The sequence below is a fragment of the Myxococcus xanthus genome, from assembly GCF_013116825.1.
GTDB classification, from domain to species: domain Bacteria; phylum Myxococcota; class Myxococcia; order Myxococcales; family Myxococcaceae; genus Myxococcus; species Myxococcus xanthus_B.
The window spans coordinates 21118-42673 of record NZ_JABFNS010000034.1 but is presented as its reverse complement, the minus strand read 5'-3'; the positions used below and the strand labels follow the sequence as shown (position 1 = coordinate 42673).

Annotated in this window: 14 protein-coding genes; 9 read left to right on the top strand and 5 right to left on the bottom strand. The window is 69.9% G+C overall.

The genetic code is table 11. From position 1 onward, the window contains the following. The first annotated feature begins 83 nt into the window (after nt 1-83). The 9 genes from efp to HNV26_RS12440 all read left to right on the top strand — a co-directional run bounded on the left by efp (nt 84) and on the right by HNV26_RS12440 (nt 15991). The gene (efp, locus tag HNV26_RS12480; RefSeq protein ID WP_141593732.1) at nt 84-662 is read left to right on the top strand and encodes an elongation factor P; all 579 of its coding nucleotides are present in this window, start codon (nt 84-86) and stop codon (nt 660-662) included. A 43-nt stretch (nt 663-705) separates the two neighbouring features. Next, on the top strand, nt 706-1305 hold the full coding sequence (gene accB, locus HNV26_RS12475) for an acetyl-CoA carboxylase biotin carboxyl carrier protein (protein WP_171440999.1): 600 nt from the start codon (nt 706-708) through the stop codon (nt 1303-1305). Between the two features lie 73 nt (nt 1306-1378). Next, the gene (accC, locus tag HNV26_RS12470) at nt 1379-2764 is read left to right on the top strand and encodes an acetyl-CoA carboxylase biotin carboxylase subunit (RefSeq protein WP_140865974.1); all 1386 of its coding nucleotides are present in this window, start codon (nt 1379-1381) and stop codon (nt 2762-2764) included. Between the two features lie 188 nt (nt 2765-2952). Next, nucleotides 2953-6111 (top strand): type IV pili formation protein SgmX, encoded by a 3159-nt coding sequence (gene sgmX / locus HNV26_RS12465; RefSeq protein WP_171440998.1) that lies wholly within the window; start codon nt 2953-2955, stop codon nt 6109-6111. A 27-nt stretch (nt 6112-6138) separates the two neighbouring features. Beyond that, nucleotides 6139-7083: an ExeA family protein gene (locus tag HNV26_RS12460; RefSeq protein WP_171440997.1), complete on the top strand. Its 945-nt coding sequence runs from the start codon at nt 6139-6141 to the stop codon at nt 7081-7083. Nucleotides 7084-7088: 5 nt separating this feature from the next. Then, a complete protein-coding gene (locus HNV26_RS12455) occupies nt 7089-11018 on the top strand; it encodes a translocation/assembly module TamB domain-containing protein (RefSeq protein ID WP_171440996.1) in 3930 nt (1309 codons plus the stop codon). 14 nt (nt 11019-11032) lie between these two features. Next, nucleotides 11033-14116 (top strand): POTRA domain-containing protein, encoded by a 3084-nt coding sequence (locus HNV26_RS12450; RefSeq protein ID WP_171440995.1) that lies wholly within the window; start codon nt 11033-11035, stop codon nt 14114-14116. A gap of 17 nt (nt 14117-14133) precedes the next feature. Continuing rightward, a complete protein-coding gene (locus HNV26_RS12445; RefSeq protein ID WP_171440994.1) occupies nt 14134-14649 on the top strand; it encodes a hypothetical protein in 516 nt (171 codons plus the stop codon). Between the two features lie 22 nt (nt 14650-14671). Beyond that, entirely contained in the window at nt 14672-15991 is a 1320-nt protein-coding gene (locus tag HNV26_RS12440; protein ID WP_171440993.1) for a lysophospholipid acyltransferase family protein, read from the top strand. On the opposite strand, the gene HNV26_RS12435 is transcribed toward HNV26_RS12440, so the two are convergent. The 5 genes from HNV26_RS12435 to HNV26_RS12415 form a co-directional block, all read right to left on the bottom strand. Next, the gene (locus HNV26_RS12435; RefSeq protein WP_171440992.1) at nt 15982-17250 is read right to left on the bottom strand and encodes a spinster family MFS transporter; all 1269 of its coding nucleotides are present in this window, start codon (nt 17248-17250) and stop codon (nt 15982-15984) included. The two genes, HNV26_RS12440 and HNV26_RS12435, sit on opposite strands and share 10 nt — an antisense overlap. Beyond that, entirely contained in the window at nt 17247-18182 is a 936-nt protein-coding gene (locus HNV26_RS12430) for a Ppx/GppA phosphatase family protein (protein WP_171440991.1), read from the bottom strand. Before HNV26_RS12430 ends, HNV26_RS12435 begins: the two co-directional genes overlap by 4 nt. A 14-nt stretch (nt 18183-18196) precedes the next feature. Then, entirely contained in the window at nt 18197-19381 is a 1185-nt protein-coding gene (locus HNV26_RS12425; RefSeq protein WP_171440990.1) for an aminotransferase class V-fold PLP-dependent enzyme, read from the bottom strand. 97 nt (nt 19382-19478) lie between these two features. Then, entirely contained in the window at nt 19479-20771 is a 1293-nt protein-coding gene (gene tolB / locus HNV26_RS12420) for a Tol-Pal system beta propeller repeat protein TolB (RefSeq protein WP_171440989.1), read from the bottom strand. Beyond that, complete coding sequence (locus tag HNV26_RS12415) at nt 20768-21556, bottom strand: energy transducer TonB (protein ID WP_171440988.1); 789 nt, start codon at nt 21554-21556, stop codon at nt 20768-20770. The genes tolB and HNV26_RS12415 overlap by 4 nt, the downstream gene beginning before the upstream one ends.

Here is a 21556-nt window from a genome sequence, read left to right as displayed (position 1 = left end):
CCTTCCATGGAAGGGGCGCATGGGCTAGACACCCCGGACTTTTCAAGCTTTCGCTGCTGCGAGTCTGTAAGGAGTCGGTCCCCATGGCCGGTGTCATCGATACGTCCGAGTTCCGCAAGGGTCTGAAGATCGAAATCGACGGTGAGCCGTTTGAAATCGCCGATTTCCAGCACGTCAAGCCCGGGAAGGGCTCCGCGTTCGTGCGCACCACGATTCGCAGCCTCCTGACGGGCCGCGTGCTCCAGCCCACGCTGAAGTCCGGTGAGAAGGTGGGCAAGCCCGACATCGAGGAGAAGGACATGCAGTACCTCTATGTCCAGGGCGAGGAGTTCTACTTCATGGACACCCGCAACTACGAGCAGACCTTCCTCGGTGAGAAGGTGCTCGGAGAGGCGAAGAACTTCCTGAAGGAGAACATCAACGTCAGCGTCCTCTTCTACAATGGCAAGGCCATTGGTGTGACGCTGCCGAACTCCGTGGACCTCAAGGTCACCCAGTGTGACCCGGGCATCCGCGGTGACACCGTCTCCGGCGCGTTGAAGCCCGCCGTCCTGGAGACCGGCTACACCGTCAACGTCCCGCTCTTCATCGAAGAGGGTGACGTGCTGAAGATCGATACGCGCGACGGTAAGTACCTGACGCGCGTGGCCACCAGGGGCTAGTTCGCAGCTCGGCAGCGACGCCGGAGGGAAGGGGACGCGAGATATGGCAACGAAGCGCAAGTCGACCCGGGCCCAGGCGCCCGCTCGGACGGAGGCCGCCTCGAGCGGTCCCGCTGACACGGGTGGCACGTCCCTGGACGTGGATGCCCTGCGGCAGATCGTGGAGATCCTCGAGTCCTCGGACGTCACGAGGCTGGTCTGGAAGCGCGGCGAGGAGAAGCTCTTCATCCGCCGCGGCCAGGGCCCCGAGACGACCATCGTCCACCACGCCGCGCCGGCTCCCGTCGCCGCGAGTGTTGGGGTGGAGTACACCGCCCCGGCCGCTCCTCGCGTTGTCGCTCCGCCGTCGGCCGCTGCTCCCGCGGCGCCGGCTCCGGCCGCCGAGAAGCCGGTGGAGAAGCCTGGCCACCAGGTGACGAGCCCCTTCGTGGGGACGTTCTACCGGACCCCCGCGCCGGACCAGCCTCCCTTCGTGGATGTGGGCTCCATCGTGAAGAAGGGCCAGGTGCTCTGCATCATCGAAGCGATGAAGCTGATGAACGAGATTGAGTCCGAGGTCTCCGGCCGGGTGGCGGAAATCCTCGTGGAGAACGGCCGGCCGGTGGAGTTCGGTCAGGCGCTGTTCCGCATCGAAGTGGCCTGAAGATGAGGCTGGCGCGCCGCCCGTATCCCACGGGCGAGCCGCTCCTCATGACGGCCCTGACGGAGACACCCACGTGTTCAAGAAGGTGCTGATCGCCAACCGCGGGGAGATTGCCCTGCGGGTCATCCGCGCCTGCCGGGAGTTGGGCATCGCCACGGTCGCGGTGCACTCCACGGCGGACGCCAACGCGCTCCATGTCCGCTTCGCAGACGAGGCAGTGTGCATCGGCCCGCCGGCGTCCAAGGAGAGCTACCTCAACGTCCCGCAGCTGCTGTCCGCCGCCGAAATCACCCGCGCGGACGCCATCCACCCGGGCTACGGCTTCCTGTCGGAGAACGCCGAGTTCGCGGAGGTCTGCGAGAACTGCAAGATCCGCTTCATTGGCCCCCGGCCGGAGATGCTGCGGATGATGGGCAACAAGGTGCGCGCCCGTCAGGCCGCGCGCGAGGCTGGACTGCCGCTGCTGCCCGGCAGTCCTGGCACCGTGAAGGACCCGCGTGAGGCGGAGGCCTTCGCCCGCGAGATTGGCTTCCCCGTCATCCTCAAGGCGGCCGCCGGTGGCGGCGGCAAGGGGATGAAGATCGTCCGCGAGCCCGGTGCGCTGGCGCAGGCCTTCTCCACCGCCCAGGCGGAGGCCGTGGCGTCGTTCTCCAACGGCGACCTCTACATCGAGCGCTACGTGGAGAAGCCGCGCCACATCGAAATCCAGATTGTGGCGGACGAGCACGGCAACATCGTCCACCTCAACGAGCGCGAGTGCTCGGTGCAGCGACGGCACCAGAAGCTCATTGAAGAGAGCCCGTCCCCGGCGCTCACGCCGGAGTTGCGCAAGCGCATGGGCGAGGTGTCCGTGAACGCCATGCGCAAGCTCGCGTACAACAACGTGGGCACCATCGAGTACCTGCTCGACGAGCGCGGCGAGTTCTACTTCATGGAGATGAACACGCGCATCCAGGTGGAGCATCCGGTGACGGAGCTCGTCACGGGCGTGGACCTGGTGAGCGAGCAGATCCGCCTGGCCTATGGGGAGCCCCTGCGCTTCACGCAGGAGGACATCCAGATTCGCGGCCACGCCATAGAGTGCCGGGTGAACGCCGAGGACCCGATTACCTTCGCCCCCTGGCCCGGGAAGATCACCGGCTACAGCGTGCCGGGCGGCTACGGGGTGCGCGTGGACTCGGGCGCCTACGAGAACTACACGGTGCTGCCGTACTACGACAGCCTCCTGTCGAAGCTCATCGTCCACGCGGAAGACCGTGCAACGGCCATCCGCCGCATGCAGCGCGCCCTGGGCGAATACGTCGTGGAAGGCATCCGCACCAACATTCCGTTCCACCGGGCCGCACTCGCGGAAGAGTCCTTCCAGGAGGGCAATTACGACACCCGGTTCGTGGAGCGTTTGCTCGCGAGTGAGACGGGCTCCCGGCGGCTGAAGAAGGCCGTCGAAGAGACGCCGTAGCACCCATCCACGTGGCGTGGATTCCCGCTTGTCGGGCCGCCACACGAGCAGGTGATCCGGCCCGGGGGGAGCCGGGCCGTTTCTTGACCCGCGTCGGAGCTTTCCGTTAGCCTCCGACACTCCCCCTTGCTGAGGATGGAAACCCGCGAAGTTCAAGGGGTTTCGGCCTGCTGGAAGCCCACCGCTCGATGGACAAGAACAAGATCATCGAAGCCGCCGCGAAGCTCGTCGCGAAGGGCGCCTACGACAAGGCCATCAAGGAGTACCAGAAGGTCCTGGAGGTCGATCCGAAGGACATCCGGGTCCTCCAGAAGATGGGGGAGCTGTACCAGAAGAAGAACGACAACCCGCAGGCCGCCCATTTCTTCACCAAGGTCGCGGAGAGCTACTCGTCGGACGGCTTCTTCCTCAAGGCCGTCGCGCTCTACAAGCAGGTCCTCAAGCTCAATCCGAACCTGCTGGAGGTGAATCTCAAGCTGGCGGAGCTTCACCAGCAGCTCGGGCTGATGTCCGAGGCGATGGCGTACTTCCAGATTGTCGCCAACCACTACGACAAGGCGGGCGACACGAAGTCGTCGCTCGATACCTTGAAGAAGATGGTGGATCTCGACCCGGAGAACGTGGCGTCGAAGATCAAGCTGGCGGAGCTGTACGCGCGCGAGAACATGCCGCGCGAGGCGGCCCAGGAGTTCAAGCGCGCCGCCGAGTACCTCAAGCGCAACAGTCGCGCGGATGACTGGCTCCGCGTGGCCGAGCGGCTGTCCGCGCTGGAGCCGGACAACCTTCCGTTGTCGAAGGAGCTGGCTACGTCGTACCTGCAGCGCGGCGACCAGAAGCGCGCGCTGGCGAAGCTGCAGGTGTGTTTCAAGGCCGATGGCCGCGACGTGGAGACGCTCACGCTGCTGGCGCAGGCGTTCCAGGGGCTGGGCCAGACGTCGAAGACCATCTCCGTCTACAAGGAGCTGGCCAAGATTCATCAGGAGCGCGGCCGCGTCACCGAGGCCGAGGCTGTCTGGACGCAGATTGAAGTGCTGGACCCCGAGGACCCGGACCTGGTCGCGCGCCGCGCGCCCGAGCCGGCGGCGCCCCAGCCGACGGCGGCACCTCAGCCTGCCCCGCGCCCCGCGCCCCAGCCCGCGGCGGCAGCGCCGGCGCCCGTGGCACCTCCCGCTCCGGCGGGGATGGGGCGCGAGCAGCTCTCCAAGCTGCTCACGGAGACGGACGTCTACGTCAAGTACGGGCTCCACGACAAAGCGCTGGAGCACCTGCGCAAGGTCTTCTCCGTCGAGCCGGAGAACCTCGACGCCCACGAGAAGGCGTATCAAATCTACGTCGCGTCCGGGAACATGGCCCAGGCGTCGGAGCAGCTGCTGAATGTGCTCCGCCTGTGTACGCGCACGGCCGATGTGCAGCGTGCGCAGCCGTACCTGGCCACCATCCTCCAGGAGAATCCCGCCCATCCCGAGGTGCCCGCGTTCCTGTCCGTGCTGCGCACGACGGGACCCGTGGTCGCCGCGCCGACGGTGACCGTGGTGGAGTCGGTGGGAGAGGACGCCATCCTGGTGGACTCCAGCGACGACGAGATTCTCGTCGCGCCGCCGCCAGAAGACGCGCTCCTGCACCCGCCCGGTGACGAGCTGGCGCTGACCACGCTGCCCTCGAGCGATTCGGACGAGGTCATCGAGGAGGACAGCGACTCCGCCGTCATCAGTGAAGAGGCGCTGGTGGGCGAGGCCATCACTTCGGGTGAGTTCGAGGTGTACGGCACGCCCGATCCGGAGGACCTGGCGGCGGCGTCGGTGGACGAGACGCTGGTGACGGACGACGACCCGCTGGTGCTGTCCGACGAGCCGGGCCTCAGCGTCACCGATGACGAGCCGCTCATCGCTTCCAGCGATGATGATGATGACCTGGCTGCCGCGGCGGCGTACTCGCTCAACGACGAGTCGCTGGTGGACGACGGCGCCGCCACGTCCATGGAGGCGCTGTCGCTCGGGGACGACGACGAGCCGCAGCCCACGCAGATGCACGCGCCCACGCAGGCGCTGCTCGACGAGGCCTCGCCGGATACGCTCCAGGTTCCCGCGCTGGACTCGCTGGACGTGCCTGCGCTGGACGACGAGGCGCCCCCACCGCTGGACTTGGAGAACGTGCCCACGCGCGTGGGCGCCGCCCCGTTGACGGCCGCCGACCTGGACGAGGACCCGTTCGGGGCCCCCGCGCTGGGTGACCCGATGGAGTTCGAGGAGCCCACGGCCTCGCACGCCATCGTGGCGATGGACGACGAGTCCTTCGTGGAAGACGCGCCGGAGCTGTCCGCGGACGAGTTGTCCGAGCCGGTCGCCTACGAGGAGCCCGCGGTCGAGCCCGAGCCGGAGCCGGAAGTCGAGGCCGCCGCCGATGAAGAGGAGCCCGCGGCGGAGGAGTGCGACGAGGCGTCGTTCTTTCTCGACCAGGGGCTGCTGGAAGAGGCGCGCGAGATTCTCGAGACGGTGATGATTGCCTTCCCGGGCCACGCGCGCGCAGCCGAGCTGATGGAGCGGCTGGAGGCGGCGGAGGCGGGAGGCGGCGCGGAGCAGGAGGACGCGGCCGCGGAGCCGGCGCAGATTCCGAGCGTGCAGCCCGTCACGGACGGCTACGAGGACGCCGAGGAGACCACGGGCGAGCGTGACGCGTTCGACCTCGCGGCGGAGCTGGCCGGGGAGATTGACAACTTCGGCGATGACGCCGGGGCTTCCGCGTTGCCCGCGGAAGAGGACTTCCAGTACTCGGTGGAGGAGGTCTTCTCCGAGTTCAAGAAGAGCCTGGCCAAGGTGGTGAAGCCCGAGGACGTGGACACGCACTACGACCTGGGCATCGCGTACAAGGAAATGGGCCTGCTCGACGACGCGCTCCACGAGTTCGAGGTGGCCCGCCAGGGCAGCGCGGGCGGCAAGCGCGAGCTGGACTGCATCACCATGATGGGCATGCTCCAACTGCTGCGCGGCGACGCCTCCGCGGCCGTGGAGGCCTTCCGCGAGGGGCTGGGCAACCCCCACGCCACGGGCGAGGCGGCCAAGGCGCTCGGCTTCGAGCTGGCGGCGGCCTACGAGGCCCAGGGGGATGCGGGCAAGGCGCTCTTCCACTACCAGCGCGTGGCTGGGATGGACGGGAAGTACCGCGATGTCGCTGGGCACGTATCCCGGCTTGCGGCTTCCGTGGCGCCGGTGGAGGATCCGCTTCCGACGCCTTCTGGCAATGGGGCCCAGGCCACCAGCAGTCCTCCCGCACCCGCGGGGGCCGCGGCGCCCACCACTCCGATACCAGCGGCTGGCGCGTCCAAGGCGCGCAAGGTCGGCTACCTGTAGTTGCACCCCGCGAGGTCCGGCGAGCCCATGACTACGTACCTGGACTTCTTCGAGCTGACCCAGGAGCCCTTCTCCAACGCTCCCGTCAGCCGCTTCTATTACAACTCGGCGCAGCACTCGCAGGCGCTCACCCGGCTGATGCACGCCGTGAGCTACATGAAGGGCCTGTCCATCCTCGTCGGTGACATCGGCGCGGGGAAGACGACGCTGGCCCGCCGCATGCTCGACTCGCTTCCGGAGTCCGAGTACGAGGCCGCGCTGCTCGTCATCATCCACTCCGGCATCACCGCCAACTGGCTGCTGCGCCGCATCGCGCTGCAACTGGGCGTGGAGAATCCGGCGCAGGAGAAGCTGGCGCTGCTGTCGCAGCTGTACCAGCGGCTGCTCCAAATCTACGAGTCCGGCAAGAAGGCCGTCGTCCTCATCGACGAGGCGCAGATGCTGGAGACGCGCGAGCTGATGGAGGAGTTCCGGGGGCTGCTCAACCTGGAAGTGCCGGAGCGCAAGCTCATCTCCTTCGTCTTCTTCGGCCTGCCGGAAATCGAAAAGAACCTGAAGCTGGACCCGCCGCTCGCGCAGCGCGTGGCCATGCGCTACCGGCTGGAGCCCTTCACCGCCGAGTCGACCGAGGCGTACGTCAAGCACCGCCTCCGGCTCGCGGGCTGCCCGCGCATGCCCTTCAGCCCGGAGGCGCTGCTGGCCGTACACCAGCACTCGTCCGGCTCGCCCCGCGTCATCAACACGCTGTGCGACAACGCGCTCTTCGAGGCCTTCCTCGCGCGCGAGCAGACGGTGTCCGCGGAGCTGGTGCATCGCATCGGGAAGAACCTCGGCCTGCTCGGGGTGAACACGCCCGCTGGGCAAGCGGCCGAGCGGCCGAGCTCTTCGGCGTCGACGCTCCCCAGGACGACGGGCAGCAAGGTGGACCTCGCGGAGATCGACCGCTACCTCGAAGGGCTGGGTAAGCTGTAGCGGCTTTGTCCTCTCAGAGCCGCCACGGTGCGCGCAGGGCGCTGCTGTTGGTGCTCCTCGTCTTGTCGGGGAGCGTGCTCCTGTTGCGCATGCCGGAGAGCTGGGAGGTGGCGTGCACGCTGGGCCGCCGGCACCTGCCAGACGTGGTGGGCCTGGACGTGGGGCTCGGCCGCTGCGAGTTGGACCCGCTGGGCTCCCGCGTGGTGGTGCACGGCTTCTCGTTGTTCCTCCCCGGCACAGACTCGCCGCTAGTAGCCGTGGACAGGGCGGAGGTGCAGCTCGGCTTCCTCCAGCCGCTTCAGGGCCGGCTGACGCTGGCCCAGGTGAAGGCATCCCGGCCGCGCGTGGCGTTGGATTTGTCTCAGCCCTCGTCGCCGTCGGAGCCCAAGTCCAACTTCTGCTTCCTGGAGCCGCTCGAGCACCTGCGCGTGGCGAAGCTCGACATCTCCGGCGCGGAGCTGCGCCTGGCGCTGCCTGAGGGCCGGCGCGTGGAGGTGGACGAACTGGACGTTCGCTGGGACGAGCAGTGGGGCGTCATCGAGCTGGACGTGGAGGCCCGGCGCGGCCGGGTGCGCCTGGGCCCGGACGGACGTGAGCTGGCGCTGGGGCAGCTGGTCATCGCGGGCGCGTTGGACCCGGACGAGGCCCTGCTGGAACTGGAGCGCGCCGAGGTGTCGCTGGACGACATCACCACCACGGTGTCCGGCCGCGTGGATTCGCTGTGCGCGCCGCGCCTGGCCCTGGACGCGCAGGTGTTCCTCCCGCTGCGCGCGCTGTACCAGGCGCGGCTGATTCCCAGCCCCGCGACGGGGCACCTCTGGTCGCGTGTGTCCATCGCGGGGAAGGTGGCGTCTCCCGCGGTGTCGCTGGAGCTGTCGGGCAACAGCCTGGGCTACGGGGACTTCGGCCCGACGAACCTGCACGCGCGCCTGTCGTACTCGGGTGAAGACGTCCGGCTGGAGGAGCTCACCCTGCCCGTGGGCGCGGGCAAGGTGCGCGCGACGGGGCGGCTGGGGCTCACGCCAAACTTCCCGCTGGAGGTGTCGTTGACGACGGAGGACGCGTCGTTGGGCCGCATCCTGGACCGGGCAGGGGTGAAGGGCTCCTGGGTGGACTTCCCGGCCACGCTGGACGCGCGGCTGTCCGGCAACCTGCTGCCGCGCTTCTCCCTGTCAGGGCCGTTGGACCTGCGGACCGGGAAGTTCGTGTTGGCCACGCACGCGTTCGACACGCAGCCGAAGGACGGCCTCACGATTCTGGAGTTCGACAAGGCCCGCGCGCAGGCGCAGGTGAAGCTCCAGGCGGACCGCGTGGCCTTCAGCCACGTCAACGCGGAGGTGGGTCACTCACGCGTGACGGGCGACGTCGTGCTCCTGCTGGCGGGCGGGTTGGGCCTGGACATCCGCGGGCAGGGCGACGTGGACCTTGCGGACTTTGGCCACATCGCGGGCCTGCCCTGGGCCGGAAGGGGCCATGCCACCTACGCGATTACCGGCCCCGCGTCAGACGTGAGGGTGGAGGCGGGGCTGTCCTTCCGCGACTTCGAGTTCTGGAATCTGTCGCTGGGGGTGATGCAGGGGAAGCTGGCCTACAAGGACAGCCTGCTCACGTTCCCCGCCTTCTCCGGCCAGAAGGGGCGCACGCAGTACTACGGCAAGGCGGGGGTGTCTTTCGGGCGGCTTCTCAACCTGCGCCTGGAGGTGAACGTCCCGCAGGGGCGCAACGAGGACCTGGTGGACGTGGTGGCGGGCCTGAGTCCGTCGCTCGCGGTGATGCAGGGCACGCTGGGTGGAACGGCCACCGGCCGCGTGGAGGTGGACAGCCCCGTGGAGAAGCTGGAGGGGCTGGTGGCGTTCGACGTCAAGGACACCACCTACCTGGGCCGGCGCATGGGCGACGGCGCGGCGCGGCTGCGCTTCGTGGACGGCAAGGCGATGGTGCTGGAGCGCACCACCCTCACGGGGCCGCTGGGGCGCACCTGGGCGGAGGGCACCTTCACGTTCGAGGGCGGGCTGGACTACCGCTTCGGCGGAGACGGCCTGTCGCTGGCCGAGGCGGTGGACCCGGAGCTCGCCGAGCGCATGGGCATCCAGGGCACCATGGTGATGGACGGCGTCGTGTCGGGCACCGCCGACGTGCCGGTGGTGGACGTCACGCTGCGCGCGCCGCGCGTCACCTTCGCCGAGCGGAACCTGGGCGCCATGGACCTGACCGGGCGCATGGTGGGGAAGAACTTCGAGGTGTGGGGCCACCCCTTCCGGGACGCCACCGGCCGCATCCGCATGAAGGTGCAGGACAACTGGCCCTATGAAGCCCAGGGCTCGTTCTCGTTGCCGGAGATTCGCCCGCTGCTGCCGGACGCGCCGCTGTGGGCGGGCGTCAGCGGGGCCCTGTCGGGCACCGTGAGCGCCAAGGGCCTGCTTCTGGAGCCCGCGGGCTCGCAGGTGAACGCCACCGTGGAGCGGCTGGTCCTCTCCCGTGACGATTTGCGCGGGGAGAACGCGGGCCCCATCGTGCTGGCGTACGCGGCCGGGCGGACGGACGTGCAGCCCTTCCGCTTCACGGGGCAGCACGTGGACCTGTCGCTGGGCGGGTGGATGAGCCCGCGCGGCCTGAACGTGACGCTGCGGGGCGGGTTGGATTTGCGCCTGCTGGAGTCGTTGATGCCCGCCGTGGTGGAGCGCTCCTCCGGGCGCATCACCGTGGACGCCGAAGCCTCCGGGACGCTGGAGAAGCCCTCCGTGGTGGGCTCCGCGGAGCTGTTCGACATGCGGCTGGCGCTGCGGGACTGGCCCGTCCAGGTGCGCAACATGGCCGGGCGCGTGGAGCTGACAGGCCAGCGCGTGCTGGTGGAGCACCTGCAGGGCCAGCTCAACGAAGGCCGCGTGTCCGCGCGCGGCGACGTGCGGCTGGAGCGCTTCCTGCCGCAGCGGCTGGGCCTCACCATCCAACTGGACGAGGTGCCCTACCGGCTCACGGAGGACCTGCCCGCGACCTTCTCCGGCCTGCTCCAGGTGATTGGCCCGCCCAAGGGCTTCACCGTCACCGGTGGCATGGACATCGTGAAGATGCGGTACCAGAAGGCGCTGGACGTGGATGCGCTGCTGAAGACGATGCAGAAGCGCACCACCCACCTGGCGGCGGGGTCGTCCTCGTCGTCCGGTGAGCCTCCGAAGCCCTGGGTCATCTGGGATGTGAACGTCCACTTCGGCGACGTCCGCGTGGACAACAACCTGGCGAAGGCCCGCCTGCTGGGGGACGTGCGGTTGACGGGGACGGACCTGCGGCCGGGACTGCTGGGCCGGGTGGAGCTGGCCGAGGGCAGCCAGGCGTTCTTCCGGAACAACCCCTTCACCATCAGTCAGGGGCAGCTCGAGTTCCAGGACCCCACGCAAATCGACCCTGTCTTCGAGGTCCAGGCCCAGACGCAGGTGCGCGAGTACATGGTGAAGCTGCACGCCTTCGGCAAGCCGTCCGACCCGCAGATTCTCCTCTCCTCGGAGCCGGCGCTGGTGGAGGGTGACATCGTCTCGCTCCTCACGCTGGGTTTCACCTCCTCAGACCAGGATACCGCGGCCTCGGCGAGCGCCGGCCTGGCGGCCGAGGCCCTCTTCAACGTGTCGGGCCTGGACCGGCAGCTCCAGCGCTTTCTTCCCAGCAATCCCGTGTTGAGGGATTTGTCCCTGCAGATTTCGACCACCTACAACGACGCCACCCGGCAAGCGGAGCCCACCGCGCAACTGGAGTCGAAGTTCCTGAGCGAGCAGCTTAAAATCGGTATGACGCAACCCGTGAGCGGGCGCGGCACGCGGGCGCGGGCCGAGTACCGTTTCGATGACCGACTCTCCGCGCAGGCCCAGTGGGACAACGAGAACAACGACGCCTCGTTTGGAAACCTCGGGCTCGAGCTGAAGCTGAGCTGGGAGGTCGAGTAGGCCGGGCCCTCGCGGTGCTGGCGCTGGTGCTCTGCGTCCTCGTGCCGGGCGCGGCGCGCGCGCAGGCGGACGACGGCGGTGGCTTCGGCGCCGAAGTCATCGCCGTGGAGCTGCACCTGTCCGGAGGCGCGGACGCGCAGGGCCTGAGCGACCTGGTGGCGGTGCGCAAGGGGCAGACGCTGACGCCGGGCGCGGTGCGGCGCTCGGTGGAGCGGCTGTGGGCCACGGGCCGCTTCACGGACGTGGTGGCGCGCACGGAGCCGGTGCGAGGCGGGGTGCGGCTGATGTTCCAGCTCACGCCCGTGTCGCGGCTGGCGCGGCTGCGCTTCGAAGGCAACTCCGTGCTGTCGGACGGGGAGCTGCTGGAGGCCAGCGGCCTGCTGGAGGGCGGGCCGCTGGACGCGGAGGAGCTGCAGGGCGCGGTGTCTTCCGTGCTCCAGGCGTATCAGCGCAAGGGGTACGACTCGACGAGAGTCTCCGTGACACAGGAGCCGGTGACGGATGGCATCGCGGTGGTGCTCACCGTGGACGAAGGCCTGCCCACGCGGGTGCGGCAGGTGACCTTCTCCGGCAGCCCTGGCCTGCCGCTGTCCCGGTTGCTGGAGGTGCTGGCGCTGCATCCGGGGCAGGTGTTCGACCGGGCGCGCCTGTCCAGCTCACTGGAGGAGCTGCGCACGTTGCTGCGCGGCGAGGGCTATTGGCGAGCGCAGGTGGGGGCGCCGGCGGTGCTGGTGGAGGGCAGCTTCGCGTCGGTGGCGGTGCCCCTGATGGCGGGGCCTCGCTATGGGGTGCGCTTCCACGGCAACCGCCACTTCCCGCACGGCGTGCTGGAGCGCGTGCTGGCGCACGACGTCTCGGAGCCCATGGACGAGGTCGTCGCTGGCCGGCTCGCGCGACGCATGGAGGTCTTCTACCGCTATCGCGGCTTCCACGACGTGCGCGTGCGGCCGCGTGAGGTGCTGCGTCCGGATGGCGAGGTGGCGGCGCTGGTGTTCGACGTGGAGGAGGGGCACCCGCTGCGCGTGGCCGACGTTCGCTTTCACGGCAACCGCGGGCTGCCGGTGGAGGCGCTGCGCGCGCTGCTCGCGGAGCAGGTGCTGGCGGGCATGACGCGGCCGGAGCTGGACCTGCGGATGCTCGACGACCCGCTGAACACCGAGGGGCGTCACGGCCTGGAGCTCCCGGGCGTCGCGCCGCCGCCGCCAGCGTCCACCGTGTACGTGGAGGACGCGTGGCTGGAGGCCGTGGAGGCCATGAACGAGGCCTACCGCGAGCAGGGCTTCCTCTCCGCGGTGGTGGCGTTCCGGGGCCTGACGGTGGATGTGGTGGGGCGCACGGCGGTCGCCGACTTCGACGTGGAGGAGGGGCCTCAGGCGCGCCTGGTGAAGGTGGACTTCGAGGGCGTGCCACCGGGCCTGACGGCCTGGGTCATGGGCCAGCGCATGCGCGAGGGCGCGCCGCTGAGCTTCGACACGGTGGAGTCCTCGCGTCAGGCGCTGGAGCAGGAGCTGGGGCGGCAGGGCTACCTCTTCGCGCGCGTCACCACGGAGACGGGCGTGGGTGAGGACGGGACGCAGGCGACCGTCATCTTCCGCGCGGACGCGGGCCCGCAGGTGAAGGTCGGGAAGATTCTGGTGCAGGGCCTGACGCGCACGGACCCGGACCTGGTGCTGGCCAACCTCGCGGTGGAGGAGGGCAAGCCCATCGCGCTGGATGAGCTGACGGAGGGCCAGCGCCGCCTGGCGCGTCTGGGCGTGTTCCGTCAGGTGGACATCGCGCTGGCGGACCCCACCCGGCGCGAGGACACCAAGGACGTGCTGGTGACGGTCCAGGAGCGACCCCGGTTGGATGGTCAGGTGTCCGGTGGCTACTTCCTGGTGGACGGTCCCCGCATCACGCTCGACACGGCCTACCGAAACCTGGACGGTCTGGGGCTCAGCCTGCTGGCGCGCGGGAAGATCAACTACGCGGGCTGGAGCGCGGAGGCGCTGTCTCAAGACAGGCGCATCGCCTGCCAGCAGACGGTGCCCGGAGGGGGCCCGGCTCCAGGCTGTGACGTGGAGCTCCAGGGGCTCAATGGCCTGGGAGGCCGGGGCAACCTCGCGTTGGCGCAGCCCCGGCTGTTCTTCCTGCTGCCGCTGCAGGTGGGGGCCCGCCTGGACCTCATTGGCGAGCGCGTCCACCGGCCTTCCTATGTGTCCTCGCGGTTCGCGGCGGCGGCCGCCATGGACTGGGCCGCGGCGACGTGGCTCAACCTGTCGCTGTCCTACGAAGTGGAGAACAACCGGCTGCGCTCGCGCGCGGGCGTGCTGGAGCTGCTCAACCGCGCCGACCGGGAGCGGCTGCGCTACCCGTTCGGCGACTTCGCGCTGCATTCGTTGCGGCCCTCCGTCACGCTCGACTTCCGGGATGACCCGGCCAACCCGCGCCGGGGCGTGGTGTTCGTCTCCAGCGCCGAGTTCACCCGTGGCTTGAGCGTGCGTCCCACGGACGTGGCGGGCAACCGCGTGGATGCGTACCCCATCGACGGCGTGAAGCTGTCGGGCAGTCTCAGCGGCTACATCCCGCTGGGGCGGCGGGCGAGCGTGGCGCTGTCCGCGCGCGCGGGCACCATCATCCCGTTGGAGGAGCAGGCGCAGGCCATTGGCTCGAAGCTGTTCTACCTGGGCGGCTCGTCCAGCCTGCGCGGCTTCCGTGAGGACGGTGTGCTGCCGGAGGACGTCCGCGGCGCATTGCAGCAGCGGCTGCGTGACTGCCGCGCGCTGATTTCGCCGGCAGGGTGCTCCGCTGAGCTGAAGGCCGTGCTCGCCGGGCAGGTCCCCGCGAGCCAGGGTGGCGAGCTCTTCACCCTGGGCAAGGCGGAGCTGCGCCTGCCGGCTCTGTCCTCCGTGGACCTGGGGCTCTTCTTCGAGGCGGGCAACCTGTGGCTGGACCGGACGCAGTTCGACCCGGGCCGGCTGCGCTACACGGCGGGCGCGGGCCTGCGCTACGTGACGCCCGTGGGGCCGCTGGCCTTCGACGTGGGCTTCAACCTGGACCCGGACGAGTCGGTGAACGAGGCCACCACGCAGTTCCACTTCAGCATCGGGACGTTCTGAGGGAGGCGAGGGTGCGCATGCGCTGGCCGCGGTGGATGGTGGTGGGCCTGGGGCTGCTGGTGGCGGCGGGCTGCCGGACCACCTCCGCGTCCTCACAGGGGGCGGCGCGGCCCAAGTGGATGCCTCCAGAGGGAACGTGCCCCCGGGGCGCCTTGCTGCAGATGGAGCGCCTGGGCCTGAAGCCCGGGGACAAGGTCCCCGTCATCGTGGATGCCATCCAGGACCACCCGGGCCCGGCGCGCTACAACTACAGCTTCGTGATTGCGCTGCCGCGCGAGCAGGGAGAGCAGCAGCTTCCCGGCGCGCGCATCGGTGGCCGCCTGTACGTGACGAAGCACCGCGTCTTCGGCCGGTATGACCGCATCTTCCTGCCGGAGGCCGGGGCGATGTCGGTGCCCTTTTGCGGCATCCTCCTGGACTCGCGCTGGGACAAGGACGGCGAGGGCCTGATTGCCTACCCGAGCCCGATGAAGGGCTTCTCCGTGGTGCAGGACAACACCGGCGTCATCCAGGTGGTGGACCGGTATCCCTGAGACGTGGAGTACAGTCTCCGCCGTGTTCTACGCGTGCGTGCGTGCGGTGGTGGCGCTGTGTCTCCGACTCTTCTACCGGGTGAAGGTGAATGCCCCGGCGCTGGAGCCGGACGGCCCGGTGCTCTTCGTGGGCAACCACCCCAACGGCCTCATCGACCCGGCGCTGGTGTTCATCCTCACGCGGCGCAAGGTGACCTTCCTGGCGAAGGCGCCGCTGTTCCGGATGCCCGTCATCGGCTGGCTGTTGAAGGGGTTGGACGCGCTGCCGGTGTACCGGAAGCAGGATGACCCGGCGAAGATGGGCGGCAACGAGGGCACGCTGGAGGCCGCGAAGGGCGCGCTGGTGCAGGGGCGCGCCATCACCATCTTCCCCGAGGGCAAGAGCCACTCCGCGCCTGGGCTCGCCGAGCTGAAGACGGGCGCGGCGCGCATCGCCGTGAGCGCGGCGAAGGCGGGGGCTCCGGTGCGCATCGTCCCCGTGGGGCTCACCTACGCGGAGAAGCACGTGTTCCGCAGCGAGGTGCTCATCGACGTGGGGCCCGCCATCGACGTGCAGGCCTTCCTACCCGCGGACGCCGCGGCGGAGCCCGATGCCGTCCGCGCCCTCACCGAGCGCATCGCCAGCGGGCTTCGCGCGGTGACGCTCAACCTGGAGCAGTGGGCGGACCTCCCGCTGGCGCAGCTGGCCGAGCAGCTCTTCGCCTTCAAGCAGGGTGGGGCGCTCGACGCGGAGCGCCTGCGACTGTGGGCGCGCGGCGTCCAGATGTTCCGCGCCCAGGAGCCGGAGCGCTTCGAGTCCCTGCGCGCGCAGCTCGCCGGCTTCCGGCACCGCATGGCGCTGGTGCAGGCGACGGGGCTGGAGGACCTGACGCTCGTGTACCGGCCGGGGAACGTGGTGCCCTTCGTGGTGAAGAACGTGCTGGCGCTGGTGCTGGGCCTGCCGCTGTTCGCCCTGGGGCTGGGCCTGTTCTGGCTGCCCTACCAGTTGCCCCGGCTCGTCAGCCGAAACGTCGAACTGGACGTGCAGGCCACGGTGAAGTTCCTCACCGCCTTCGTGGTGGCGCTGGTGTGGTGGGGCGTGCTGACAGCTGGCGCGGCGGTGTGGGGCAGCGCGCTCCTGGCCGTGGCCGTCTTCCTCGCCGTGCCACCGCTGGCGCTGTTCACCCTCTACTTCGCCGAGCGCTGGGAGTCGCTCCAGCGCGACATCCGCGTGTTCTTCACGCTGGGCAACCGCGCGCGCCTCAAGGGCCTGCTGCTCGCGGATGGCGAGCGGCTGGCCTCGGAGATGGAGCGCCTGGCCGACGAGTACCGGCCAAGGCTGGACGCCGCCGCTCAGCCCTGACGCGCGAGGGGCACGGCTTCACGGAAGAGCCGGGCGCCCAGCAGCAGCGCGAAGCCGCCGAGGAGCACGGGCAGGGCATTCACCGCGATGGCGGTGTGCAGGCTGGACGCATCCGCGATGCTGCCGATGAGCGTGGGCGAAATCGCGTCACCCAGCAGGTGGATGCACAGCACATTCAGTCCCATGGCGAAGGCGCGGAACGCGGGCGGCACGCAGTTGACGATGGCCGCGTTGATGGGGCCGCTGTTGAGGAAGATGAGGAACTGCGCCAGGGCGATTGCCGCGAAGGTGGGGCCCACGGCCTTCAGGCTCACCGCCAGGTACATGCACGGGGCCGCCAGCATCAGGCCGATGCCGGACATCCACAGTCCGCCGCCTTCGCGCTTGCGGTCCAGCTTGTCGCCGAGCCAGCCGCCGGCCACCGTCCCCAGCAGGCCGGCCACCGCCGTAATCGCGCCGAAGATGAAGCCCGAGCTGTCCTGCGCCAGGCCGCGCTCGCGCACCAGGTACGTGGGCATCCAGAAGCCCAGGCCGCCAATGGAGAACGTCATCAGCGTGTACCCTGCCGTCACCGCCCAGAAGGCCGAGTTCCGCGCCAGGCCCTTCAGGCCCACCATGAAGGGCAGCTTCGCCTGCGCGTCCGGCCCATCCATGGCGCCGCGCTGGGGCTCCGGCATGAAGAAGGCCATGGCGCCCAGAATTAGCCCGGGCACGCCCCCCGCGAAGAAGGCGACGTGCCACGAGTAGGCCTGCGTCAGCCACCCGCCCAGGCCGTAGCCCGCCGCGGCGCCCACGGGGATGGCGATGTAGAAGAACGCCAGCATCCGCGTGCGCTGCGTGCGCGGGTACAAGTCGGAGATGATGCTGGGCGCCACGGCGCCGTAGCCGGCCTCGCCGATGCCAATCACCGCGCGGGCCAGGAGCAACGCGCCGAATGAGGTGGCCAGCCCGCTGGCCCCGGTGGCCAGGCTCCAGAGCACCACGCCGCCCACCACCAGCAGCCGCCGTGGGTAGCGGTCCCCGAGGAACCCGCCCAGCGGCGAGGCCAGCATGAACACCACGATGAACATGGTGCCCAGCAGGCCGGACTGCGTGTCGTTGATGCCGAATTCCTTCTGGATGTCCGGCAGCGCCACCGCGACGATGTAGCGGTCGAGGTAGTTGACCAGGTTGATGAGGGTGAGGATGAGCAGCGCATAACCCGCGTTGCTGGCGGGCACGGCGGACGCGGCCGGTGAGGCCGCGGGTTGGGCGTTCATGGAGAGGTGGCTCCGGCTCCAAAGCGGTGCGCGAGAAGGCCCCAGCGCAGGCCCCTGTCACTGACGCGGCAGGCATCCAGTCCCAGCGCCTTCACCGACTCGAGCAAGATGAGGGCGCCCGCGGGGATGACGTCCGCGCGCTTGGGCTGCATGCCCGGCAGGGCGCGCCGCGCTTCCAGCGGCATGGCGCACAGCCGGTCCGCCAGGGCGGACAGCTGGCCCAGGGACAGCGTGCCGCCGTGGACCTGCTCCGCGACGTAAGGGTGGATGGCGTGCTGCACGGCGTACAGCGTCGTCACCGTGCCCGCGACGCCCACCAGGGCCGCGCCGGGCGGCGGGGCAGGGAGGGTGCGGAAGGTGTCGCGCAGGTGGGATTCGATACGCGCGCGGTCCTCGGACGTCATCGGGTCAGCGCCGACGAAGCGCTCCGTCATGCGCACCGCGCCCACGTCGAAGCTGTGGCGGAAGTCCACGTGGCCGCCGCGGTTGCCGTAGATGAACTCCGTGGAGCCGCCGCCAATGTCGAGCACCAGCAGGGGGCCCGCCGCGTCCGACGCGAAGTCCGAGTGCACCGCGGCGAAGGACAGCTCCGCCTCCATGGCGCCGGAGATGATCTCCACTGTCACGTTCGCGCGCGCCTTCGCGGCGGCGAGGAACTCCGCGCCGTTCTCCGCGTCACGCGCGGCGCTGGTGGCGGACACGGCGATGCCTTCCGCGCCCAGCTCGCGCGCCTCGCGAGCGAAGGACTCCAGCACCTGGAGCGTCGCCTCCATGCCTTCAGCGGAGAGCTTGCGCGTCGCATCCACGCCCCTGCCCAGGCGGGTGATTTCCGCGCGCTCCCGCACGGCCTCGAAACGGCCCTCCGGGGTGCGCTCCGCGACGAGCAGGAGGACGGAGTTGCTGCCAACATCGATGGTGGCGAAACGCGACATGCGCGGCAGCCTACTCAACGCAGCAGCGCTTCCAAAGCATCGCCCAGTGCCTGGTAGTCGGCGGGGGTGTTGTAGAGCTGGGCGGAGAGACGCACATGCCGGTGCGGCGGACGGGGCCAGGGGGTGATTTGCGCCTCGATGCGGTATTCATCGAACAGGCGCAGGTGGAGCGGGTCCACGTAGAGCGGGGGCTGGGGGACTTCGGGGAGTCCGTCCGGCAGCGTCACCGTGGCCATGCTGCCGACCATGTCCTCGGGGCAGGTGGGCTGGGTGCCCAGCCGCGCGCACAGCTGGTTCTGCGCCGCCAGCACCTTGGCCCGGTTCGAGGCCATGACCTCCGGCCAGCCGCCGGGAAGCAGCCCGCCCATGAAGCGAATCACCTCGGGAACGCAGAGCACGGCCGAAGGGTCGTGCGTCCCCGTCCAGTCGAAGTCCAACCGGAAGCGGGAACGGTCCGTCCGCCGGGAGTTGTGCCCGTGGCTCACGGACAGGGGCTTGATGGCGGGCTGGAGGTCGCGCCGGACGTGAAGGAACGCGGCGCCCTTGGGGGCGCACAGCCACTTGTGGCAGTTGCCCGTGTAGTAGCCGGCGCCCAGCGTGCGCAGTGACAGCGGCAGCATGCCCGGCCCGTGCGCGCCATCCACCAGCGTCTCCACGCCACGCTCGCGCAGGGCAGCGACGAGTTGCTCCAGCGGCATCACCAGGGCCGTCTGGCTGGACACGTGGTCCACCAGGAACAGGCGCGTGCGCGGGGTGACGTGGGGCAGCACGGCGTCCACCACCGACTGCGCGGACGGCACCGGCCAGGGCAGCTTCGCCACCACCACCTTGGCGCCCCACTGCGACGCCACGAAGTCCAGCGCGTTGCGGCTGGCGTTGTACTCGTGGTCGGTGGTGAGCAACTCGTCGCCAGGGGCGAAGCGCAGCGAGCGCAGCACCGTACTCACCCCCGCCGTCGCGTTGGGGACGAAGCCCAGGTCGTCCGCGTCCACGTCGAGGAAGGTGGCGAGCACGGCGCGGGCGTCATCCAGCAGCGGCTCGATTTCACGGTGGAGGAAGCGCACCGGCTCGGCTTCCAGGCGCGCGCGCAGCTCGGACTGTCGCTGGAGGACGGCGGTCGGGCAGGCGCCGAACGAGCCGTGGTTCAGGAAGACGACTTCGGGGTCCAGGCTCCAGTGGCTGCGGAAGGGCGCGCTCATGCGGGAGGACTCGACCTGAGCGCGCCCTGGCTGTCAACGGACGTCCCGGTGCCGGGGGGCGGGGCGCTCGCTGGCGCCCCACAGGCCCAGGGGCCGGCTACTGCGCCTGCGGCAGCGGCGCCCAGTCCGGCGTCTGGTAGACGCCCTTCTCGGCACGCAGCGGCAGCTGGTTGTTGCCGTCCGCCGTCATCACATAGAGCTGCGAGCCGCCGTTGCGCGTGGACGTGAAGACGATGAGGCGCCCGTTGGGCGAGAAGGCGGGCTCCTCGTTGCTGCCCTGGTCCTGCGTGAGGCGCGTCACCTTGCCCGTCTCCACGCTGACGGTGAAGAGGTCGAAGGCGTTGCGCTCGTCGCGGGCGGTGAAGACGATGAGGTCTCCGCGCGGCGACCAGTCCGGGGTCTGGTTGTAGTTGCCCTGGAAGGTGAGCCGCCGCACGCCCGTGCCATCCGCGTTCATGATGTAGACCTGCGGGCTGCCGCCCCGGTTGGACACGAAGGCGATGCGCTTGCCGTCCGGCGACCAGGTGGGGCTGGTGTTGAGCCCGTAGGGCGTGTCGGTGAGCGCGCGCGCGCCGCTGCCGTCCGCGTTGGCCACGTACACCTGGGCGCTCTCGCCCTCCGCCAGCGAGTACGCGATGCGCTTGCCGTCCGGAGAGAAGGCCGCGCCGGTGGCCATCTGCCCGCCGGAGATGACGGCCTTCGCCTCACCGCCGGGGGACTGCACGTAGATGTCCGGGCGATTCTTGCGGTACGTGGTGAAGGCGACCTGCGAGCCGTCCTGGCTCAGCGCGGGCAGGATGTTGATGCCGCCCTTGGTGAGCGCCCGGGCGTTGCCGCCGTCCCAGTCCGCCACGTACACGTCCCGGTTGGTGCCCGCCTTGCGCACGTAGGTGATGCGGGACAGGAAGGGGCTGGGCTCGCGGGTGAAGTGCCGGTAGAGCGCGTCCGCCAGGCGGTGCGCCAGCAGCGAGGCGTTGTCGGCGGGCGCGTCCTTGGACACCTTCAGGTCCTCGCGGCCGGTGCCCACGTTGAACAGGCGCAGCTCCCCGCGCAGCACGCCGGCGTCCTGCGCCAGCGACACCTTCACGAGCGCTTCGGCGCCCACGTCCGCCCAGCGGCTGAAGTTGATGCTGGCCGCGGCCATGCCTTCCTTCGCGTCCGCCGTGAAGCCCTTGCGGTCCAGCACCTGGAGGATGCCGGAGGCGGCCAGGTCGAAGCTGAAGGCCGAGTCGAAGGGCGCCACCAACGCCTTCGCGCCATCGTTCTGCGTCAGGGGCGCGGGCACCGCTACGGGCAGCGGGCGGAAGTTGGCGCCGGAGATTTCGATGGTGGGCGCCTGCGCGAGCGCGACGACGGGGAGGAGCAGCAGGGAGAGGAGCAGGGCTTTCATAGGGCGTTGAACACCAGGTTGACGCCGCTCTTCTGCAGGGCGTCCCGGAGATGGTCCGGTGGAGGAGAAAAGGGCGCGGCCTTGCGCACGGCCGTGACGACGGCCGAGTCGAAGAGGTCGTTCCCACTGGCCTTGGTGAGATTCACGTCCAGCACTTCACCCGTGCGGCCCAGGCGCACCGCCACCATGGCCTTGAGGTGCAGCCGCTCGGATTCGGGGATGGTGTCCGCCACGCTGTAGTGGCGGCGGACCTGCGACTGGAGCAGGCCGAAGTAGCGCTCGCCTTCCGCGGTGGCCGAGTCGCCGTCCGGGTCGCCGTCCTCGGCGCCCTCCGCCTCCTCGGGCTCGGCCGCCTTGGCCGTCTTGTCGAAGGCGCCGAAGAGCCGCTTGCGCCGGTCCTCGCCCGTCGTCTCGCCCTTCTGCGGCGTGGGCTTGGACGTGGAGGGCTCCGGCTGCACACCCGGGATGGGCACCGCCACCTTGGCGGGCGAGGGCTCCGGGGGCGGGGCCTCCGGAGCGGGCTTGGGCGCGTCCACCTTCTTGGGCGGAGGTGGCAGCTGCTCCTTGCGTGGCAGCAGCTTGGAGTCGCGCGGCTTGCCCAGGCGCACCAGCGTGGCGCGAATGGGCTTGGTGTCCAGGTCCACCTTGGGCGTGGCGGAGAAGCGCGCGTACGCAATCGCCGCCACCAGCACCAGGATGTGCCCCACGACGGACGCCACCACGAAGCGCGACAGCCGCGTGGAGCGCGTGACGAGCAGGCTGTGGCTTACCGCGGAGGGCGTCAT

What these genes read in the sequence shown, in the direction of transcription:
- efp (WP_141593732.1), top strand. Translation starts at nt 84, where the DNA reads ATGGCCGGTGTCATCGATACGTCCGAGTTCCGCAAGGGTCTGAAGATC.
- accB (WP_171440999.1), top strand. Translation starts at nt 706, where the DNA reads ATGGCAACGAAGCGCAAGTCGACCCGGGCCCAGGCGCCCGCTCGGACG.
- sgmX (WP_171440998.1), top strand. Translation starts at nt 2,953, where the DNA reads ATGGACAAGAACAAGATCATCGAAGCCGCCGCGAAGCTCGTCGCGAAG.
- HNV26_RS12460 (WP_171440997.1), top strand. Translation starts at nt 6,139, where the DNA reads ATGACTACGTACCTGGACTTCTTCGAGCTGACCCAGGAGCCCTTCTCC.
- HNV26_RS12445 (WP_171440994.1), top strand. Translation starts at nt 14,134, where the DNA reads ATGCGCTGGCCGCGGTGGATGGTGGTGGGCCTGGGGCTGCTGGTGGCG.
- HNV26_RS12435 (WP_171440992.1), bottom strand. Translation starts at nt 17,250, where the DNA reads ATGAACGCCCAACCCGCGGCCTCACCGGCCGCGTCCGCCGTGCCCGCC.
- HNV26_RS12430 (WP_171440991.1), bottom strand. Translation starts at nt 18,182, where the DNA reads ATGTCGCGTTTCGCCACCATCGATGTTGGCAGCAACTCCGTCCTCCTG.
- HNV26_RS12425 (WP_171440990.1), bottom strand. Translation starts at nt 19,381, where the DNA reads ATGAGCGCGCCCTTCCGCAGCCACTGGAGCCTGGACCCCGAAGTCGTC.
- tolB (WP_171440989.1), bottom strand. Translation starts at nt 20,771, where the DNA reads ATGAAAGCCCTGCTCCTCTCCCTGCTGCTCCTCCCCGTCGTCGCGCTC.
- HNV26_RS12415 (WP_171440988.1), bottom strand. Translation starts at nt 21,556, where the DNA reads ATGACGCCCTCCGCGGTAAGCCACAGCCTGCTCGTCACGCGCTCCACG.